Consider the following 19626-nt stretch of genomic DNA (forward strand, 5'->3'; position numbering starts at 1 on the left):
CCCTTGTCTAGTTTATTGAGATGCTAGCTGGATTTAATTCAAGCTTGTCCTATTATGTTTTATCGAACAGAATTCAGGAGTCAGGAGTCAGAATGAATTCTGACTCCTGTTAGCGGATAGCTAAGGTTTAGCCCATTCTGACTTCTGAATTCTTCTTCAACAAGCTAATTTTGAGAGTTTAGTACCCGCACCATTGTTCGGTGGAAATAAAATTAACGCGATCGAATAACGCGGGGAGCTGCGTAAACTGAAAGCAAAGCCTCCTCACATCCCTGTGTTAACTCTCTGGGATTTAGGTCAATATCATACACTCCTGACCACACCGCCACAAATGCATCGGTCAATTTTAACATTTGGGAAAAGCTAGTTAATCCCCATGCTGGAGAATTCCTTTGCAAGAGCAAGACTTGCCAATTTACAGGGATTCCGCCTATACCGTTATATGCTCCTGATAAAGCACCAGTAATTGCACCTGTAGCCTGTGAGCTTAAAGATGTAACATCTTGCACTTTAGAATTGCCATTGTGAACAGCCTGCAAAACTGCAAGGCGAAAGTCTTCTAAGGTACTCAAAAAGCAGTAAAATGCCATAGCAATAGTATTACTGAGTTTTTCTTCCCTAACAAACTCAGCTTGCGCCCTTGACAATCCCGCCCCTTGCTCTAATAAATTCTGGACTTTTAATAATTTGTTTGGTATAGATGTCGGTGTTTCACCAAGAAAAGAAATTGTTTGTGGGATGAGGGTTAGAGGGTCGAGTTTTTCAGTTAGGGCAAGAGATATCGCATAAGCTACCGCGAGTGTTCCATCCCTTACTACTGGGTCATCTTCCCAGATTTTGAGTACACGCAGCAAGTTTTGTCGCAACTTAATCGGATTTTCGTGAAAAAAAAGTGCTATTGGTAGTGTGGCAATAATTATTTTTATCGATATATCATCAGCTGCTAAATGAAGAGATTCTTGCTGCTGACGCGCTATCCAATCATCGAAATCTAATTTACCCAAGTTAATTAAACTCTCAGTACCCAGAATCGCCATTCTACCTAAATCTAGGTAACTCTGAGACTGTATTTTACCATCAGATGTTAAACTTCCCCCCAGAAATGCTCCGAGGAAAGTACCTCTAAATCGACTTATAGGAGAGTACCGCATAGAATTTTAGATTTTGGGTCGCACTTTTGGTGCGCTTCTAGCGTAACTTAGATTTGGGATTGAATAATTTAACTCCAAATCTAAACTCTAAAATCGATTCATTTTTCATTCTTTACGTTTCATTTTTTCTTAAATGATTTACCAAAGCTTGTAAGCCCAACAAGTAACTTTGAACACCAAAACCACTTATTTGCCCGATCGCAACTGGGGCGATGTACGAATGATGGCGAAAATCTTCCCGGCGGTAAATATTACTCAGATGTACTTCGACTGTGGGCAAATTAACAGCCGCGATCGCATCTCGCAATGCCACACTTGTGTGAGTATATGCCCCGGCATTAATCAAAATTCCTTGATGTTGTCCTAATGCCTCATGAATAGTATCTACTAAAATTCCTTCATGATTTGACTGCAAGGAAAAAACTTTCGCCTGTAACTTGAATCCTTCTTCTTCTAACAGGCGGTTAATTTCAGCTAGCGTCAACGAACCATAAATTCCTGGTTCTCGTTGTCCTAGCAAATTCAAGTTTGGCCCATGCAGTGCCAGAATGCTTAAGGGTTGTAATGTCGAGTTCAGCACTTTAGCTCTAGTGGCGACGACGCGAGCGATCGTTCACAGGAATCGGAATCAGTTCCGGTTCCGGTTCAGCCTCTGGCCCTAACAGGCTCTCAATCAGCCTGCGTGCTAATTCCTTAAGCTTTTCCAGCACCTTTTCTATATAGTCCATGAACTGAATGCTCCTGAGATACTACCTCAAATTTTGATTAACAGGTACGCAGAAAATGGCACATTGTCGTACCTCTGGCTTCCAACTGGGCACAGACACAATCCCGTATTTGGGACATAAGCCACTTCTAAAATTTGGCGTTGTGTTCTCCCTTACTTTTTAGAGTATCACACTTGCAACCTACAGAACTGCATCCTATCAAGGATGAATATCAAGGGTCAAGAGTTTAAAGATCGGACTTTGGACTCTTGACTACGAATTTTAGATTTACGCTAGGGTAGCGTTAGCGAAGCGGTAGCGAGTCATCGAGCGTCCGTAGGTAGGAGCGTCTTTTAGATTTTAGATTTTGCCTACAAGGGGGAGCCACTGCGGTGGAAGGATTCTCCGGCATAAAGCAAGTGGCATCGGGGTATGAACCGCAAAATTCTATTTAATCCAAAATTCGAGTTGCACTGGAAGCGCACCAAAGCTAGGATTCAAAATCCAAAATTAGTTGACTTACAGTTAGCCTTCTGTGACTTTCTTTTTCGCAGCCGTCGTTGACTTAGCAGTTGACTTAGCAGTTGACTTAGATTTGGAAGTCGTTGATTTAGTCGTTTTGCGAGTCGATTTCGTTGTCGATGCCTTAGCTGCCAATAAGTTAAGCGCCTCAGTCAGGGTTATATCTTCTACAGTTTGACCTTCTGGGATACTCACATTAGTTTTGCCATGCTTGATGTAAGGGCCATAAGGGCCATCGTAGATGTTAATTGTTTCCCCGTCCTCTGGATGTGGGCCCAATTCGCGTAAGGCTGCCTTGGACTTGCTATTGGTGGAACTGCGTCCCTTTTTTGGTTCGGACAATAATTCCAATGCACGCTCTAGGCTAATTGTCAATACATTGTCAGCAGCTTTAAGGGAACGGTAATCTTTCCCTTCCTTACCCTGGTCATGAACCACATAAGGGCCAAAGCGTCCCAAACTTGCTTGGATTTTGCTGCCTGTGACTGGGTGAACTCCCAATGTCCGGGGTAGTGCCAATAGACCAACAGCCATTTCCAGGGTAACGGTTTCTGGGGTGACACCCTTGAGTAGAGAAGCTTGTTTCGGTTTGGGGTTTTCGTCGGTTTTATCGCCCAATTGGACATAGGGCCCATAAGCACCGATTTTCACATAAATCGGTTCCCCAGTTTCGGGATGCCGACCTACCTGGTCAGGGCCTGTGATTTTTTGTCGCAGCAAAACTTCTACCTGTTTGGGGTCGAGGTCAGCTGGGGTCAAGTCTTTGGGAATTGAGGCGGTGATTACCCCCTCACCATTTGTAACTTCAATGTAGGGGCCATATTTACCAATACGGACTTTGGCATCTAGATTCTCCAGTTCTACAGTCCTAGCTGTGGTGGCATCAATTTGACTTTCCCGTTCTTTTACCAGGGTTTCCAGCCCTTTTTCTCCCAGATAAAATTTCTGCAAGTAGGGTAGCCATTTTACCTCACCTGTAGAAATGTCATCAAGGGTTTGCTCCATCTTCGAGGTAAAACTGGGATCAACAATGTCTGGGAAATGTTTTTCCAGTAAGTCGGTGACGGCGAAAGCGGTGAAGGTAGGAATGAGGGCGTTACTCACCAAATGGGCATAACCTTTGTCAATAATTGTGCCAATGATGCTGGCGTAGGTACTGGGACGACCGATACCTTCACTTTCTAAGGTTTTCACCAAAGAAGCTTCGGTGTATCTAGCTGGCGGTTGAGTTTCGTGTCCAATTGCTTCTAAATCTGTACAATTCGGATGATCTCCCACTTTCACATTGGGCAAAATTACTTCCTGGTCTTCCAGTGCTGCTTCTGGGTCATCTGAACCTTCGACGTAGGCACGTAAATATCCAGGAAATTCAATCCGTTTGCCAGAAGACCGGAATCCAGCATCCTCAACTTGCAATTGCACGCTAATTTGAGTTTGTCGGGAATCAGCCATTTGACAGGCGACAGTCCGCTTCCAAATCAAATCGTAAACGGCAAGTTCTCGACCGCCCAAACCAGTTTCTTGGGGAGTGCGAAAGGTGCTACCGGCTGGACGAATTGCTTCGTGCGCCTCTTGTGCGCCTTTGGATTTGGTGGTGTATTGGCGGGGTTGGGGACTGAGGTATTGTTGACCGTAAAGCTTTTCTACAGAACTCCGAGCAGCTGCGATCGCTTGATCTGACAAATGCACCGAATCTGTACGCATATAGGTAATATACCCTTGTTCGTACAAATTCTGGGCAACCCGCATCGTGTCACGGGCTGAGAGGCGCAGTTTCCGGTTAGATTCTTGTTGCAACGTCGAGGTGGTAAACGGTGGCGACGGTTTGCGCGTCACTGGGCGTTCTTCGATGTCGGTAACACTCCAGGTTTTCCCTGTTAGGCGTTCCTTGAGGGCTACCGCTTGATCTTCGTTCAGCAACAAGACATTACGACCTGCGATAATTTCTCCAGTCGCTGCGTCAAAATCGCTGCCGTTAGCAATTTTGGTTCCTGCCAATGTTACCAACTGGGCACCAAAGGGCGTTTTTTCCTTTGACAAACTGGCTTTCAAATCCCAGTATGTACCCTCATGGAAAGCGCGGCGTTGGCGTTCTCTAGTGACTAAAAGCCGCACAGCTACAGATTGCACCCGCCCAGCAGATAATCCCCAGGCGATTTTTTTCCATAGTAGTGGAGATAGGGTATAGCCTACGAGTCGGTCTAAAATCCGCCGCGTTTCTTGAGCGCGAACCAACTGCTCATCGATTTGGCGGCAGTTTTTCAGAGCTTTTTTGATTGCCTCTTGGGTAATTTCGTGAAACACCATCCGCTTAGTGGGAACTTTCGGCTTCAGCAATTGGTATAAATGCCAACTAATGCTTTCACCTTCCCGGTCTTCGTCTGTTGCCAGAATCAGTTCATCTACATCTTTAAGGGCTTCTTTAAGCTGGGTGACAATTTTCTTTTTGTCTTTCGGGACAACATATACCGGTTCAAAGTCGGCGTCCACATTTACCCCTAGCTGCGCCCATGTTTCCCCCTTGACGGCAGCAGGAATTTCACTAGCCGACTGGGGGAGGTCACGCACATGACCCATAGACGCTTCCACCCGATAGCCTGCTGGCAGGTAGTTGCGAATGGTACGAGCTTTGGTTGGAGATTCGACGATGACGAGAGTTGACATGGAAATTTCAATAAAAAGAATAGCTACTAAGCTAAACAGTCAAATTGAGGTAATTTTTGCAAATTGTCAAGATAAAAGGTCGCGCTTAGGGCGGTGACTTAATCCTCACATAAACTGTCTGCTTGGGAGAAAATCCCCTGAACTTGTGGCCCCGTCTGTCCCAAAGGATAGAGAAGGCTACGCTGGGTGTGAATTTCCAGCTATTTCAATCTTTAACTTATCTAACGCATAATTGGCGACTACAGTTTTAAAATTTGGGGAATTGGGAATGGGGAATGGGGAATGGGGAATTGGGGAAGGAAGGGAAGAATAACTATTTATTGCCCAATGCCCAATTCCCAATTCCCACTTTCATATAGCTTGTGCCAAAATTAAACCAAATTTGAGAGCAAAAGCGAAGTAGGGCTTGTAGCTGTGTCAAGAAAGCAAAACTATGCAACCAATTCGTCAAGGTGATGTAATTTTACTGCCTGTGCAGCAAATTGAAGGACAAAAAATACCTCACTTAACTTTGGCAGAAGGCGAAGTTACGGGGCATAAGCATCGCATTACTGAGGGAAATGCCGAATTATACGATAAAGATAGCACACTATACTTGCGTGTGTTTTCAGAGTCGGCATTGCTTACCCATGAGGAGCATAAAGCTATTTCTATTCCCCAAGGTGATTGGATGGGATGGTGAAAATTCAGAGGGAATACGAACCGGAAGGTTGGCGATATGTCGCTGATTGAAAATTTAACGCCTGAGCAAGAGGCTTTGATTCCAGTTTATCGGGAAAAGTGGAGAGCGATCGCGCTTTCAACTGAGCGGATTGATAAAGAAAAGGCGGCGGAAGTCATTAAAGCTGCATATACAGCGATCGGTAAACAACAGCCGGAAATTATTTTTTGTGACAGTCCTTATGCAGGTTTGAAAATTATTCTTAAAAAGCGAAATAATAAATTAAATTCGAATAACATAAATTTAAATAACAATTTTATTAACTATATTTCTACAGCTTTAGTTAATAAAACTTCAAAAACATTATATAAACTAGATAGGCAGGTTATTAGGCAATTAACTATTTTTAGACTAGATTTTATTATATCTGAATATGTATTTGAAAAAAAATTAAAATTCAAAATTCAACCTAAAATGAATTTAGATCGTCTTTGGTTAAAATCACAAAAGTTGGCTAGTGATTGTTGTTGGTTAGATTTTTATATATCTGTATTAAATTGTTCTTACAGCAAAATAAGATGGAAAACCTTACAGTCTCTATCAAGATTTTGTGGTTGGATTTCTCCATTTGAAAACCTTTGTATTATCTGCGATCGCCCCCTTCACCTACGCTTTGACAATGAAAACCGTCTCCACGCTGAAGGCGAACCAGCCATTGAATTTACTGATGGATATAGCCTTTACTCATACCACGGTGTAACCTTGCCTGAAGAATACGGTAAAATTCACCCGCAGCAATGCCAATCTCAATGGCTTTTAACAGAAGAAAACGCCGAACTACGGCGAGTGTTAATTCAGGGTATCGGTTACGCCAGAATTTGCCAAGAATTACAAGCTATTGAATTAGATATTTGGCAAGAATACACGTTATTAAAAATTGATGCTGATGTTGATGAAGAACCAATTTACTTATTAAAAATGACTTGCCCCAGTACAGGGTTTATTCACGCCTTGCGAGTTCCACCAAATATGAATTCAGCGCGTGAGGCAATTGGCTGGGTGAATTGGGGTGTAGACCCAGAGGGATTTGGTATGCAAACATAACTGCTTCAGCGACCTTCCCCATTTAGAACCATACTAAAAAAGCGTAAGACTATTATTATTGTCTCTACTTCTGGTAGCGTAGCGGGCTAGATGAAAATGGAACAGCCATAGAATCGCTATATTATTTTGAAATATCAAGCCCAGCAAAAATACTAGGTTTTATTTTTGAAACCACACACAAAAAAAGACGCAAAGGATTAACTTGCGTCTTTTTCAATATTTGAAAATTAGAAAGTGAATGTGGTTCTCACTGTCCCAATCACGATATCATCGTTTTGATTATTATGATCTGGCGCTGTTAGCCAGATAATTCCTGGGGTGATGCTGATATTGTCACTCAATTTATATTGATAGAAACCTTCAATGTGATATGAAGTGTCTGGATCTTTGTTGATACCTGCATTACTGAGAGAACTGCTGACGCTGGTAACTTTAGGTTCCATACCCACAATAATGCCTGCAATGTTACCTGTTTTACCAAGATCCGGAAAAGCCAGTGTGACGGCATAGTTCCAGATGTCAGCATCGCCAGGAGTGACCGAAAGAATGCGAGCTTTGGTCAAGCCAGCCCAACCGCCAATCACAAATTTTGAGCTAGGTTGAAAGGATGCTTCTATACCGTAGGAGTTACTAGAAGCATTTTGCAAGATGTTATTGGCGTTATTGCTACCACCACTACCATTGGCAAAAAAAGTATTGTTGTAGGCGTTAAGGTAGGTTAAACCAAGGGTAATTTGGTTGCTAGGCTTAACAGTTAACTGCGCCATAGCACCATAAGCACCGTTGAACAGTCCAGAGCCTAGCTGAGGATTAGCAGCGTCATTCGCTAAATACCCCAAGCTTAGTTCCAGCTGATCGCTGAACTCGTGTTTGATTCCGATACCAGTACCATTGGCTAGATAATAAATTGGGTTGCGAGTTCCAAAATGAGAAAGGGCACCGCTACCACCGTCCCCATCTAAGTATGGGTTAACTGTGTTAGTGAAATCATCAATTGCACCTGCATTTGCTTCCAGGGTGATGCCTGTTTTACTACCGAGAGGGAACTGATACAACAGTGCGTCTATCACAACTCCATTACTGTTGTTACCACCAGCAAATCGGAAGTCACCTTCTGGTGTAAAGGTAGCAGTGTCAGAGAATGGGTCTAAGTTTGTTGCCTGAAGTCGTGTTCTGAGTAAATCTTTTCCTGTGAAACTGGTGTCGAGGTTCAGACGTACCCGATCTGCAAGGACAGCATTTTGGTTGACTTCTTGACCATTAACTGCATTACCACTGACGACACTTGCGATCGCTATTACTACTTCCGCATTCAGCTTGGTTGTGGTTGAGAACTGATTCGCCTCCAATTCAGCAGTTTTAGCTTCTACTGCATCTACACGGCCTCGGAGTGTCGCCAGTTCTGCTGAAAAATCTTCTTGCAACTTTTGTAATGTTGCTAAATCTTGTTTGCTAACTAAATCGCTTGTGGCTGTAGCAATAAGTTCGTTAACGCGATCTAGACAAGCATTCAAACCAGCAGCAAACTCATATCGCGTTAATGCGCGATTACCGCGATAAGTACTATTTGGGTATCCTGCAATACAGCCATAGCGCTCAACCAACGACTGCAATGCTTGGAATGCCCAGTCGGTGGGTTGTACGTCGGAAAATTGAGATACGGAAGTAACTTGCCCTGTTATGTGAGTGTTTGTGTCTGGACTAGCTAAAACTTGCGGTTGATTGATTTCAGACGTAGCGGATGTTTCACCTGCAAATGCAGCAGTATTCACAAATAGCATTGCACAGCAGACTGCTGGACTAACTAGCAGATATTTACAGAAATTTTGCATTTTTCTCCTCACACTTATCTCCAATTCACACCCAAAGCACGTTTTTTTAACGTGTATTTCATGCAAATATTTGTCAGTAATATTATCAGAAATAGACAACCTTTTTAACAAAAAAAGTCAAGAAATCCTAATTATTCAAGGAAAACTAAATTGCAGAGGACTGTACCATCTGACAAAGTTTTGTTGTTACTCATTACACAGGAAACTGAGAATGATATTATGTGTTGGGAATGAGAATGAGAATTATTATAGTCTAAAATTTAGAATACGTCTCATAGACTTGCATCCATTTTGAGGAGGAAAACACCGTGACGATCAATGGCAAAGGGCTGATCAGAGGAAGACAAAGAAGCGGCATCTTGTCCATAATGACTCTATTAATGTTGTCGATGATTGCTAGCTGTAGCCAATCGAATCCGAATCAGGGAACAATACCTGAACAGTCACCGCAAGCACAGGCGACTGTATCCACCCCAGTAGCGCAGTTAGGAAAAACTAAAGTTGTGACGACATTTTTGCCGATATATTTGTTTACTAAGGCAGTAGCTGGGAATGTGGCAGATGTAGAAATTCTAGTGCCGCCTGGTACGGAGGTACATGAATACCAAGCGACACCCGAAAATGTCAAAGCGATCGCAACCGCGAATGTGTTAGTAAAAAATGGTTTAGGTTTGGAGGTATTTCTGGAAAATACGGTCAAAAATGCTCAAAATACAAAACTAGCTGAAATTGATGCCAGTAAAGGTATTAAACCCTTAAATGAAATTTCACCTGTTGTAAAAACAGCGAAGGAGGAAGAAGACCACGATCACGCCCAAGGTAATCCTCATGTTTGGTTAGATCCAGTTTTGGCAAAACAACAGGTAACTAATATTCGAGATGGATTAATTGCTGCTGACCCTGTGAATAAAGCTACTTATGAAGAAAATGCTGCGGCTTATATTAAAGAATTAGAAAGTTTAAATAATGAATTTCAACAGACTTTACAAAAAACTCCTAGTTGTACCTTTATTACCTTTCATGATGCGTTTCCCTATTTAGCAAAACGCTATAACCTCAAGCAAGTTGCTGTGGTGCAAATACCCGAAGATCAACTTTCACCAACTGATGTGCAAAATGCAGTTAATGCTGTTAAAAAGTACAAAGTTAAAGCTTTGTTTAGTGAACCAGGAGTAGATAATAAACTCCTAAGTAGCCTCTCCAAAGACTTGAAATTAACTTTGCGTCCTCTGGATTCCCTGGAAACTGGCGAAACAGATCCACAGCATTATTTCAAGGCAATGAAAGCTAACTTACAAATTTTGGAAACGTCATGTAAATAGGTTTGTCATTTGTCCTTTGTAAAAACTAATGACCAACGATCAATGACTAATGACTAATGACCAATGACTAATAATGACTAAGAACCAATGACTAATGACATTGCTATTTTAAAAGTAGAAGGATTAACTGTCTATCAAGGTAGTTATCTAGCTGTTCGAGATGTTTCTTTTGAATTATTGCCAGGAACAGATACAGCCATAGTTGGCCCCAATGGTGCTGGTAAAAGTACCTTAGTAAAAGCGGTTTTAGATTTGATACCTCGAAGTGCTGGTACGATTGAAATTTTCGGTCGCCCAATTGCAAGGCTGGGGCGTTTGCGTCATTTATTAGGCTATATGCCGCAAAACTTTATTTTTGACCGCAGCTTTCCTATTTCTGTTAGCGAATTGGTGGGACTGGGATGGGCAAAGGAAGGAAAAAAGGGAGATTTATTTTTCTCCAAGCTGTGGAAACAAGACAGAGAAAAATCGGCAGCAGTAGTAGAAGCTTTGCGGCGAACCGATGCTTATCATTTACAGCATCAAGCTATTGGTACTCTTAGCGGTGGTCAACTCAAGCGGGTGTTGTTGGCTTATTGTTTGGTAATGCCTCGGAAACTTTTGGTACTCGATGAAGCCTTTGCTGGTGTTGATGTGCAAGGTTCAGCAGATTTTTACGCTTTGCTAAATGAATTAAAGCGAGAGGAGGGTTGGACGGTATTACAAGTTTCTCATGATATTGATATGGTAAATCGCCATTGCGATCGCGTGCTTTGCCTGAACCAAAGCATTGTTTGTACTGGTAAACCGGAAATTGCCCTTTCACCGCAAAACCTGTTAGCCACATACGGCCCAGGTTTCAGCCGTTACCAGCACCAACATTAAAGCTTATAAGTATGAATTTCTTCAATGATTGTCAGATATCTTGGCTTGCGATCGCCAGTAGTAATGACTTGGTAAGCTTGTTAACATTCCCCTTTATGCAGCGTGCGATCGTCGGTGCTGTGTTAATGGGAATACTTGGTGGGATGTTGGGCAGTTTTGTCACCTTGCGCCAGTTGTCCTTTTTCAGCCACGCCGTTGGTCATGCAGCATTAGTAGGTGTGGCGTTAGGTGTACTACTCCAAATAAATCCGACTTGGATGCTATTACCTTTTACCTTAGTTTTCGGCGTTATTGTCCTCTACTTCATCGACAAAACCGATTTAGGTAGCGATAGCGTCCTTAGCATAGTGCTATCTGGGGCATTAGCGATCGGTGTGATTCTCACTAGCCTGATTAAAGGATATCGCGGCAACTTGATGGCTGTGCTGTTCGGGGATATTCTAGCGATCGATACCACAGATTTGATTTTGACGCTGTTAGTACTGGTGGGAGGTAGCATATTTTTACTATCAACCCTGCGACAGCAAATTTTGTTGACCCTTAACCCTGATGTAGCACAAGTCCAAGGCGTTCCCGTCCAATTGTACCGCTATATATTTGTGGTTTTGCTTTCACTCGCCGTTGCCGTAGCGATTAAAGCTGTCGGCGTTTTACTAGTGAACGCCTTTTTGGTTATTCCCGCCTCTACTGCCAAATTGATGAGTCACCACTTTAGCCGCTTTCTAGTCATATCGGTGATAGTTGGTTCCATCAGCAGCATTGCTGGCATCATTGTCTCTGGTATTTTCAACCTTGCTTCTGGCCCAAGTATTGTTCTTGTACAATTCCTGCTATTTATAGCTGTTTTCATCTGGTTTAAGTTGAATTTGAAAGCTGCATAAATCTTTTTTCTCCAAGGGCTTGCTATATTTTGGGATGTTTGCTACATTTATTAATCGTGGCTCACAAAAGCCCAAGCCGGGATAGCTCAGTTGGTAGAGCAGAGGACTGAAAATCCTCGTGTCACCGGTTCAAGTCCGGTTCCTGGCATCATTAAAAACCCTTGAAATCGTTTGATTTCAAGGGTTTTTTGGTTTTTAATCCCTGAAAAATAGAGGATAAATGTTCTAGTCTTTATGCCATTTTTGGACGTTTTTGATACCTTTAGATACAAAAGTGGTGTAAATAGTGTAGAGGACAAGTACACCATTAATACTTATGTACCAAAATTCTTCTAGGGAACGAGGATATAAAGGATCTTTATCAATCATTAACTCTAATGGTCGAATACAGTTGAGATTTCACTATGCTGGTAAGCGCCATTTATTACTTGTCCACAGGATGGCTAGATACTCCTGCTAGTCGGAAACTGGCAAAACTTAAAGCAGAGGAGATTGAGAAGGATATCTTATATGAGCAGTTGAACGAGACTTTAGCGAAGTAGCGTATTGAGCTATAAATGCTCAAAAAATACTCAAAGTGCTGTATTAAATACAAAAAGACCAGCCTCCCACAGCTGGTCTATAAAATATTTTTTTTGCGTTGTCTTCTCAAGAGAGTTAAAACCCAATTGCGCGTTCCCAAAATGCAACGGGCAACTTTTCTTAACAATATTGTAACAGTCAACACAGATTTTTCAGGAATATTCATCAAAAAAAGATATTAGCAAAGCTTAAATGCCTCTATCTATTAGAAGAATTCAGTAGAACGCAGGGTATAGAATGATAAAACCAGAGGTAGAGGAAGCAGAAAAGAATTGACCAATACTTCTCTACCAAAGGCTGCGCCCTAAGCGTAGCTATGCCGCAGGCTTTACGACTACGCGGTAGTTGAATCTCGACTTCTCCTAACGGAGACGCTACGCGAACGCTCGATTTTCGCGCAGTCGAAACTCAGTATAAGTGACTAGTGACTAATGACTATTTGTGGTTTTCCCCAAAGGATGCTCTCCTGCTTGTAAATTGCAATTCCCGGTTTTGCTCCTTTGGGTTTGTAAACGTGTTTTGGCTGAGTGTAAACTACTGGCACTTGCTCACTCTGACGCGCGCGACTGTAGTAAGCAGCAAGATTAGCGACAAATTGCAAATCAGCTTCTTCTGCCACAGCACCGGGTTCTAGACGTAGTAGTAGATGACTCCCTGGAATTTCTTGAGCGTGGAACCAGATGTCATAATCCCCAGCTACACGAAAGGTTAATTGGTCATTTTGGCGATTGTTGCGACCGATTAATACTTCAAAGCCGCTGGGGGTAAGATAACGATGAAAGTTGGTGCTAGGAGGTTCGTTTGCACTGCGACTGCGATATTCTGGATCTTCTAGATACTTTTGTCCAATCAACTCTTCACGGATTTCTTCTAAAGCTCGTAAATCTTCTGATGTTTTGTAGGTGTCTATCTGAGCGATCGCAGCTTCTACTTGTTCTAAATAATCAATTTCTGTCTGCACTTCTAATAATAGAGGTTCCACGGCAGCACGTGCGCGTTTCAGCTTTTGGTGCTGTTTGTAAAGACCTTGAGCATTTTGGACAGCATTTTTATCTGGCTGGAGAGCGATCGCTACTGGCAAATTTGTCTCAAAATCAGCAAGGATAATTTCTTTCATCCCTGGTTCCCAGTTTTGCAGGTGAGCCATTAATAAATCAGCTTTTTGTCGATACTCGTCGGCTTGATCTGATTGCTGTAAGCGCGTTTTAAAGGTTTGAGCTTTGTTGCGTAATTTCGCCAGAATATTATTTAATTTCTGACTCAACTGATGGCGCAATTGAGAAAATAACTGTTGGTCAATTTCGTTACTATAGTAAAGGTTGAGCAACTCCTGGATATTTTTGACTTTTTCAACTACACCCCAACCCATTACGGTGTAACCATCTTTTGTCCAAGCAGGTTGAAATTTCTTGGAGTCCAAAGCTTGCAGCCATTCTTGCCAACGCTCAAACAACCGTCGCCAATCGTCAGGGTTGAGAGTATCGGTAGATGTTTCTGGTGCGATATTTGCTTCTAACAGCATTAACTCCAGCAATGCTGCACTCAAGCCACTATAACTTTTCAGTAATTGCCGCTTGATTGCTCCTGGTACTAAACTTACCCGTTCTTGCCAACGTTCTTGAGATTCGCTCAAACTGGGGACAGTTCCAGTCAGTTTTGGTGGTGTTTCATAAGGTTGTCCGGTTTGGATGGGACGGACACTAGATTGTTGCTGACTGACTTGATGGGCGGCGGTGATAATTATATTGCTAGCGTCGGTGAGAATAACGTTGCTATATTTGCCCATGATTTCTGCATAGACATGATATAGAGCGCTTTCTCCGGGACGACGGGCAAATTGCAAATCAATAACACGCTCCCAAGGTGCGATCGCTTCAATACCCACTAATGCCAAACCACCCAATTGGTGTATCAGTTGTTGGCTAAAGGTAAAGGTATCTGGCGATCGCGGTGGGGGATCGCCAATACAAATGTGTGCAGCTTGGGGATGCCAAGAAATCTGTAGCCAATCACGCTGTTTCAGAGTGCGTAATGCTATGGCAATAGTATAGCGATCGCGCTGATAAACCTGTTCTGTCCGCGAGGGCAGCCAGTTAGCGCGTATTTCGCTACAAGTAGCTGTAAGGGTAGTGAAGTCAACTGGTTGCATAGCCATTCGCGTTCAAAGGTCGATGCTCAGTATACTTCCATCATCTCTAATATTGATATTAATGTAGGGTAGATATCCCCCAATTGCTCCCATAACAAATATAGAGACGCAAAATTTTGCGTCTCTCTACAGATATTGCTATGTAAAATGATTTTATCTGAAGTGGATTAAGTTGCTTGAAACACTATTTAGCAACCAATGCAGGTTCTTTTGCTGATGGTTCTAACAATTGAGTGTAAAGTTCACTCAACTGAGTTGCGACACCATGCCAACTAAATTTGTTTTCAGTACGCTTTCTGCCAGCTTTACCCAATTCGTCTCGCCACTCTGGATTAAAGAGAATTCGGTCAATAGCAGACGCAAAAGCACCTACATCTTGTGGTGGTGCTAATAAACCAGTTTGTTCATTAACTACAGTAAACTGAAGTCCACCGACATCACTAGCTACAACCGGCGTACCGCTTGCCATCGCTTCGATCGCTACGAGTCCAAAGGGTTCGTAGTGACTAGGAACAACGCAGACATCGGCAGCTGCATAATAAGTTGGTAAAATATCTTGACTGAGACGACCAGCAAAGATGGTCAAGTCAGTGATTCCTAATTCGTGGACGATTTGCTCAATGCGATCGCGCTCAATGCCGTCGCTGTTACCTGGAGTACTACCACCGCCAATAATTAGCTTGAGATTCTTCGAGTCTCGTAGTTCAGACTCGTTAACTGCACGCACTAGGGTTTCTATACCTTTGCGTTGGTCGAAACGCCCTACATATAATACAACTTTGGCATCTTTGGCAATTTCCAGTTCAGCTCTAGCTGCTTCTCGCCCAATGGAACCAAAACGCTGAATATCTGTACCGCAGGGGATAATATCGATATTACCTTCAGTGGAAACTAGCGATCGCATGTGTTGCTGTTCTTGCGGACTGGTCGCCACAATTCGCTCTGCTGTTTCTAACACCTGTTTTTCTACCGCTAATCGCTGACTAGCAATCAGAGGAATATTTTCTATCGTGTTGTACTTGACTGCTCCTAATGAGTGATAGGTGTGAACCTGTTTACTCTCTTGGATTGTCTTTAACTGCATCCCCACCCAACTAGAGAGCCAATAGTTAGTGTGAACTAACTCATATTTAATCTCATTTTTTGCCTGAAATTTGAGGAAATTATCCACAAATTCTGGCAAATATTCAAAAATTTCATCTCGCGGCACAAACTCAAGGGGTCCAGCTTTTAAACGAATAGTTCGGCAATTGTCGCTATGTTCAACAATCGAATCTTGCTCCAGACTAGCCTTGCGGGTAAACATATCAACTTGCCATCCCAGCTGCGCTAGTGCTTCACCCACTTGGCGCACATAAACATTTTGTCCCCCAGCTTCTTCTTTCCCTATTTCAATCGCCGGGTCTCCGTGGACGGAGATCAAGGCGATACGTTTTTCGGTGGTAGAGTTCATAGTTTGTGTGTTGCTGATTTTAACAAAGCTCTAGGCTGTTTCAAGTACGTGTGTAACACACTTACTTAAATTGTTGAGAAACTTTGATTAATATTCATTTTAATTTAATATACCTAATATTTTTTTACATCTTCTGCCAGAAGTATAATTTTAGGTTAAGTATTTATATTTATTTTCTTTAGATAGAGGAAAATTTATACCTTATATTTCATACTTTTGATAGATAAAAATTATAGTTTTTCACCTTTTTTTATGCTTATCTAAATTAATTAAATAAACACTTAACGTGAATTTGACAAATTGACAGCAAAAATTAGGAGTTAGAAATTATATTCACCATGCCAAAAATCCCACCCACAAGGGAATAATATTTTTGATTTTTTTGGTAAATGTAAGCAACTACCCGACTTAAAAATTGACCCCGAAGTCAAGTAAGTCTTAATTTTGGCGTGTAAAATTGACAAGTATTTATGAGTGTAGCTAAGTAGCTAACTGAGAATACTATATGTTATTTTTACAACCTTAAAAGTGGGATTAACATTTGCTGACTATAGATAAACCTTTATTAATTCTCCTTGACATCTGATGTACAGGTGTAATTTGAAACTAGGAAAACGCTTACTTCTGAGATTGAAGTTAAAAGCAGCTAGTAGTTCGCCAAGTGAACTTAGCGGGGTAAAGGGTAAAGGGGAAGGGAGAAAGGTTTCAAATCCCTTACCCCTTACCCCTTCCCCTTTACCCAGCCATCACGCAGCATTTTTGGGTTGGCAGACTACTAGCACAGTTAACTCACCACGTTGAACTCAAGTTGTATTAAGTAGTTATAATAACTGTTAAATATTGATGCAAAATCGGGTACTTTATTGAATTTGCTTCGAAAAGTTTCAGATTATATTTTCAATCATTAATAAATTTCAGGAGCAAATCAGGTGTTTACTTCAACCTTACTCGCTGCTGCAACTACACCCCTGCAATGGAGTCCGACAGTTGGACTGATTATCATTATTGCTAATATCATTGCCATTGCCTTTGGGAAATCGACCATCAAATATCCCAATGCAGAGCCAGCACTACCCTCATCTAATCTTTTTGGTGGTTTTGGTTTACCAGCCCTTTTAGCAACCACTGCCTTTGGTCATATCTTAGGAGTGGGAGCTGTTTTAGGGCTGCATAACCTGGGAAGAATTTAGGTTCTTGCCCAAGTTAGCCTTTATTTGATGATTCTTTTGTCTCCAGCATTGAGCCAGAGAGTGTTAATTCTCTGGCTCTTTTTTAGAGATAAATTGTCTAATATTCGCTGGATTGCTCTTAAATTCTAATCTGTACTAACTCTTAACGAATGTCCACTCAAGTACCTTGATGGGAGCTTCTTGTAGCGCTTGAGTTAGTTGGGCACTGCTCTCAAATTTTACCTGGGAAAGGTCGCAGGCTTCAACATTGACCGTGAATTTATCATCTTGGAAGGGCCAGGGTTTGACAACAACCAAGTTATCACTGCGCTGCATGATGTCATAGCGCTCACCTTCAGGGCCCTTGCTAATTTCTAAAAACCGCTCATCGTCAGGTAGTTCTTGCTGACATAAGATGAGAGAAAGGCGATCGCACCACTGCATAAACGCATAAGCTGCATCAACTTCCTCCTTTTTTATCCCCAGTTCCTTCCGCCAACGTTGCTGGTTTTGAAGTTGCTCATCCAAAAGTTTGTCTAGTTTGGAACCCTTACCCCGGCTTCCCTCATTTAGACGGCTGATGTGCATGGAAATTAATAAAGCTACCCATCGTCCACGGTAAAGGGCATTCTTTGCCAAATCAGCCAATTTCTGTACCTCAGCATCTACATCGGCATTTGAGGACAGCATGAAGTCCTTTGGCGCACCGGCTTCAGTCAGAATATCTTCTTCCCACTCTTTCTCTAAATCATCGTGATGAGAAATTGCAGCGATGGTTTCATACAATCTTACTGGCGCATCTTTACGTCGCCATTGCCCCGCCAGTTGAGCTGCTAATAAAGCATGGGCACGATGGTAAATGACTTCCCAACCATTTGGCGTAGCGTTGACAATCACAAATTAATCTCCTGATTGTTAGTTTTGATTTTGAGTTGAATGTGAATTCAGAAACGTCGGGCTAGATATTGAAGAGGCGATCGCTCTGACTTTTTCAGTGTGACTTATGATTTACACCCATTTTAATTTGAGTGCAATATAGTCCATCCTTCATAACGCAGAGATATGTAGCCAATACTCCCAACTTCTTTAAGAAATCGGGAGTATAGTTGTTCACTAACCTTCGGTCGAGGAAACAGGGAACAGTGAAGATTTTTGGTTAGATGCCCCCTTTTTTAGGGGCAAAAACCTCTCAAAATCCTCCTTTCTAAGGAGAATTTTGGAGTATCTACTACATTTTGGTTTTGTAGAGAGATGTGTGTACCCTGTAGCCTAAAAAAGGGGAGGGTTAGGGGAGATCAATAAGTACCCAAAATCACAGGTAAATACTTTTCAACAAACTTCTAAGAGTGGCTTTCTAGGGGATTAGCAACGTATTTGAATGTTGGCTCAGAATTCCAAGGGCCACGCTCATCTTTACCATTACCGTTTGTAGATAGGTTGTAGTAAAGAGCAACAGTTTCATCTGGCTTAATATTACCAAAGAACGGATCTGTCAACTTACCCAGTGAATCTAGAGCTTTCATAAACATCTGGGTATGAGAAATTTCTCGTGTTAACAGATGGACTAAAGTTTCTTGGGTTCCTTTGTCAGTTGCCAACTTAATTAACTCTTCGTAAGTCTGACGAGCGCCGGCTTCTGCTGCAACATTAGCCCTTAAATCACGGACTACATCTCCACCTTCATTCAAGTAACTTGCAGTCCAAGCATTACCCTGACTATCTAGAAAATGAGGCCCAATCCCGCGAACTGCAAAGAGAGTACTCTTATAAGCCTCTGTTTGATCCACATTTTTGGTATGAGCCTCAATCAGTTTACCAACCATTTCTAAATGGCTGAATTCCTCGATTGCAATGTCTTGGAGCATATCTTTAATTCCAGCATTTTCAACATGGAATGATTGCACCCAATATTGTAAAGCTGCACTAAGTTCTCCAGTAGCTCCGCCAAACTGCTCTAGAAGTAATTGAGCAAAACGAGGGTTTGGTTCACTAACGTTAACTGCATGAATAGGCTCTTTTTTGTGAAAAAACATAGATTTACACTTCCAAAAAATATGATGTTACAGAAGGGATTGAATGGTCTTTTAGGATTGTTCCACAGAGAGCTAATTTGATGTTTTATAGCTTCTCTACCTGGGAAACTATAAGACCAATAAAATACAGCGATCGTGTGAGTGTTGATAACTACCAATCAGCGATTAGGCATTGCTGCTTCTTCTAATTAATCCCCATAGATAAATGGCAACAATTGCACCAAGCACAGCCACCAAAATACCTGGAAGAGTTAAACCAGTGCCAGCCGCAGTAATTTGCAGAGTTCCTGTTCGCAACAGGGTAAAGAGACTTCCACCGACGAAAGCACCAATGATACCTAAAATCATTGTGGAGAGAATTCCACCACTTTGATAGCCAGGATAAATAGCTTTAGCAATCGCACCTGCCAAAAGTCCTAAAACTACCCAAGCAATAATACTCATAACTGCCTCAACAATCTCACTTCTATCTAAGTTATCAACTCTGATTCAGAATTCTTTCTACCAGATGGGATAAATGCTAAATCCAAAA

17 protein-coding genes and 1 tRNA gene are annotated in these 19626 nt (G+C 42.0%); 8 read left to right on the plus strand and 10 right to left on the minus strand.

Annotated elements, in window-relative coordinates:
* Positions 1 to 212: 212 nt before the first annotated feature.
* The 4 genes from FD724_RS25510 to topA all read right to left on the minus strand — a co-directional run bounded on the left by FD724_RS25510 (position 213) and on the right by topA (position 5044).
* Positions 213 to 1151: an ADP-ribosylglycohydrolase family protein gene (locus FD724_RS25510; RefSeq protein ID WP_179074513.1), complete on the minus strand. Its 939-nt coding sequence runs from the start codon at positions 1149 to 1151 to the stop codon at positions 213 to 215.
* Positions 1152 to 1263: 112 nt separating this feature from the next.
* Positions 1264 to 1731: a type II 3-dehydroquinate dehydratase gene (gene aroQ / locus FD724_RS25515; protein ID WP_179074514.1), complete on the minus strand. Its 468-nt coding sequence runs from the start codon at positions 1729 to 1731 to the stop codon at positions 1264 to 1266.
* A 7-nt stretch (positions 1732 to 1738) separates the two neighbouring features.
* A complete protein-coding gene (locus tag FD724_RS25520; RefSeq protein WP_012410890.1) occupies positions 1739 to 1879 on the minus strand; it encodes a hypothetical protein in 141 nt (46 codons plus the stop codon).
* Positions 1880 to 2383: 504 nt separating this feature from the next.
* Positions 2384 to 5044 (minus strand): type I DNA topoisomerase, encoded by a 2661-nt coding sequence (gene topA / locus FD724_RS25525; RefSeq protein WP_179074515.1) that lies wholly within the window; start codon positions 5042 to 5044, stop codon positions 2384 to 2386.
* 433 nt (positions 5045 to 5477) lie between these two features.
* Here topA and FD724_RS25530 point away from each other — a divergent pair, with 433 nt between their 5' ends.
* Both FD724_RS25530 and FD724_RS25535 read left to right on the plus strand, forming a co-directional pair.
* Positions 5478 to 5726, plus strand: coding sequence for a hypothetical protein (locus tag FD724_RS25530; protein WP_256874357.1), 249 nt, complete (start codon positions 5478 to 5480; stop codon positions 5724 to 5726).
* A 36-nt stretch (positions 5727 to 5762) separates the two neighbouring features.
* On the plus strand, positions 5763 to 6809 hold the full coding sequence (locus tag FD724_RS25535) for a DUF6745 domain-containing protein (protein ID WP_179074516.1): 1047 nt from the start codon (positions 5763 to 5765) through the stop codon (positions 6807 to 6809).
* A 227-nt stretch (positions 6810 to 7036) separates the two neighbouring features.
* Here the strand turns inward: FD724_RS25535 and FD724_RS25540 are convergent, their stop codons facing one another.
* Complete coding sequence (locus FD724_RS25540; protein WP_179074517.1) at positions 7037 to 8641, minus strand: iron uptake porin; 1605 nt, start codon at positions 8639 to 8641, stop codon at positions 7037 to 7039.
* Positions 8642 to 9021: 380 nt separating this feature from the next.
* On the opposite strand from FD724_RS25540, the gene FD724_RS25545 reads away from it, so the two are divergent.
* The 5 genes from FD724_RS25545 (at position 9022) to FD724_RS25565 (ending at position 12250) form a co-directional block, all read left to right on the plus strand.
* On the plus strand, positions 9022 to 9963 hold the full coding sequence (locus FD724_RS25545; protein WP_372726529.1) for a metal ABC transporter substrate-binding protein: 942 nt from the start codon (positions 9022 to 9024) through the stop codon (positions 9961 to 9963).
* An 87-nt stretch (positions 9964 to 10050) separates the two neighbouring features.
* Positions 10051 to 10827, plus strand: a complete 777-nt coding sequence (locus FD724_RS25550; protein WP_114085699.1) for a metal ABC transporter ATP-binding protein — start codon at positions 10051 to 10053, stop codon at positions 10825 to 10827.
* A gap of 11 nt (positions 10828 to 10838) precedes the next feature.
* Positions 10839 to 11708, plus strand: a complete 870-nt coding sequence (locus tag FD724_RS25555) for a metal ABC transporter permease (protein WP_179074518.1) — start codon at positions 10839 to 10841, stop codon at positions 11706 to 11708.
* A gap of 75 nt (positions 11709 to 11783) precedes the next feature.
* Positions 11784 to 11856 (plus strand) — tRNA-Phe (locus FD724_RS25560).
* 256 nt (positions 11857 to 12112) lie between these two features.
* A complete protein-coding gene (locus tag FD724_RS25565) occupies positions 12113 to 12250 on the plus strand; it encodes a hypothetical protein (RefSeq protein WP_179074519.1) in 138 nt (45 codons plus the stop codon).
* A 461-nt stretch (positions 12251 to 12711) separates the two neighbouring features.
* Here the strand turns inward: FD724_RS25565 and FD724_RS25570 are convergent, their stop codons facing one another.
* Together FD724_RS25570 and FD724_RS25575 are read right to left on the minus strand one after the other, a co-directional pair.
* Positions 12712 to 14439 (minus strand): NFACT family protein, encoded by a 1728-nt coding sequence (locus tag FD724_RS25570; protein WP_179074520.1) that lies wholly within the window; start codon positions 14437 to 14439, stop codon positions 12712 to 12714.
* 184 nt (positions 14440 to 14623) lie between these two features.
* Positions 14624 to 15892 (minus strand): glycosyltransferase family 1 protein, encoded by a 1269-nt coding sequence (locus FD724_RS25575; protein WP_179074521.1) that lies wholly within the window; start codon positions 15890 to 15892, stop codon positions 14624 to 14626.
* A gap of 929 nt (positions 15893 to 16821) precedes the next feature.
* Here FD724_RS25575 and psaK point away from each other — a divergent pair.
* Positions 16822 to 17082 carry a photosystem I reaction center subunit PsaK gene (gene psaK, locus FD724_RS25580; RefSeq protein WP_012410900.1) on the plus strand — a complete coding sequence of 87 codons (261 nt, stop codon included), beginning with the start codon at positions 16822 to 16824 and terminating at the stop codon, positions 17080 to 17082.
* 135 nt (positions 17083 to 17217) lie between these two features.
* Here the strand turns inward: psaK and FD724_RS25585 are convergent, their stop codons facing one another.
* From FD724_RS25585 to FD724_RS25595, 3 genes are all read right to left on the minus strand, one after another.
* Entirely contained in the window at positions 17218 to 17958 is a 741-nt protein-coding gene (locus FD724_RS25585; RefSeq protein ID WP_179074522.1) for a DUF3891 family protein, read from the minus strand.
* Between the two features lie 443 nt (positions 17959 to 18401).
* Positions 18402 to 19094, minus strand: a complete 693-nt coding sequence (locus FD724_RS25590; protein WP_114083922.1) for a manganese catalase family protein — start codon at positions 19092 to 19094, stop codon at positions 18402 to 18404.
* A gap of 165 nt (positions 19095 to 19259) precedes the next feature.
* Positions 19260 to 19538 (minus strand): GlsB/YeaQ/YmgE family stress response membrane protein, encoded by a 279-nt coding sequence (locus FD724_RS25595; protein ID WP_179074523.1) that lies wholly within the window; start codon positions 19536 to 19538, stop codon positions 19260 to 19262.
* Between the last annotated feature and the right edge of the window lie 88 nt (positions 19539 to 19626).

Origin of the sequence: Nostoc sp. C057, assembly GCF_013393925.1 — a bacterium.
Taxonomy (GTDB): domain Bacteria; phylum Cyanobacteriota; class Cyanobacteriia; order Cyanobacteriales; family Nostocaceae; genus Nostoc; species Nostoc muscorum_A.

What these genes read in the sequence shown, in the direction of transcription:
- FD724_RS25540 (WP_179074517.1), bottom strand. Translation starts at nt 8,641, where the DNA reads ATGCAAAATTTCTGTAAATATCTGCTAGTTAGTCCAGCAGTCTGCTGT.
- FD724_RS25510 (WP_179074513.1), bottom strand. Translation starts at nt 1,151, where the DNA reads ATGCGGTACTCTCCTATAAGTCGATTTAGAGGTACTTTCCTCGGAGCA.
- FD724_RS25570 (WP_179074520.1), bottom strand. Translation starts at nt 14,439, where the DNA reads ATGCAACCAGTTGACTTCACTACCCTTACAGCTACTTGTAGCGAAATA.
- FD724_RS25555 (WP_179074518.1), top strand. Translation starts at nt 10,839, where the DNA reads ATGAATTTCTTCAATGATTGTCAGATATCTTGGCTTGCGATCGCCAGT.
- FD724_RS25535 (WP_179074516.1), top strand. Translation starts at nt 5,763, where the DNA reads ATGTCGCTGATTGAAAATTTAACGCCTGAGCAAGAGGCTTTGATTCCA.
- FD724_RS25565 (WP_179074519.1), top strand. Translation starts at nt 12,113, where the DNA reads ATGCTGGTAAGCGCCATTTATTACTTGTCCACAGGATGGCTAGATACT.
- FD724_RS25595 (WP_179074523.1), bottom strand. Translation starts at nt 19,538, where the DNA reads ATGAGTATTATTGCTTGGGTAGTTTTAGGACTTTTGGCAGGTGCGATT.
- FD724_RS25550 (WP_114085699.1), top strand. Translation starts at nt 10,051, where the DNA reads ATGACTAATGACATTGCTATTTTAAAAGTAGAAGGATTAACTGTCTAT.
- FD724_RS25590 (WP_114083922.1), bottom strand. Translation starts at nt 19,094, where the DNA reads ATGTTTTTTCACAAAAAAGAGCCTATTCATGCAGTTAACGTTAGTGAA.
- FD724_RS25520 (WP_012410890.1), bottom strand. Translation starts at nt 1,879, where the DNA reads ATGGACTATATAGAAAAGGTGCTGGAAAAGCTTAAGGAATTAGCACGC.
- FD724_RS25545 (WP_372726529.1), top strand. Translation starts at nt 9,022, where the DNA reads ATGTTGTCGATGATTGCTAGCTGTAGCCAATCGAATCCGAATCAGGGA.
- FD724_RS25575 (WP_179074521.1), bottom strand. Translation starts at nt 15,892, where the DNA reads ATGAACTCTACCACCGAAAAACGTATCGCCTTGATCTCCGTCCACGGA.
- FD724_RS25530 (WP_256874357.1), top strand. Translation starts at nt 5,478, where the DNA reads ATGCAACCAATTCGTCAAGGTGATGTAATTTTACTGCCTGTGCAGCAA.
- topA (WP_179074515.1), bottom strand. Translation starts at nt 5,044, where the DNA reads ATGTCAACTCTCGTCATCGTCGAATCTCCAACCAAAGCTCGTACCATT.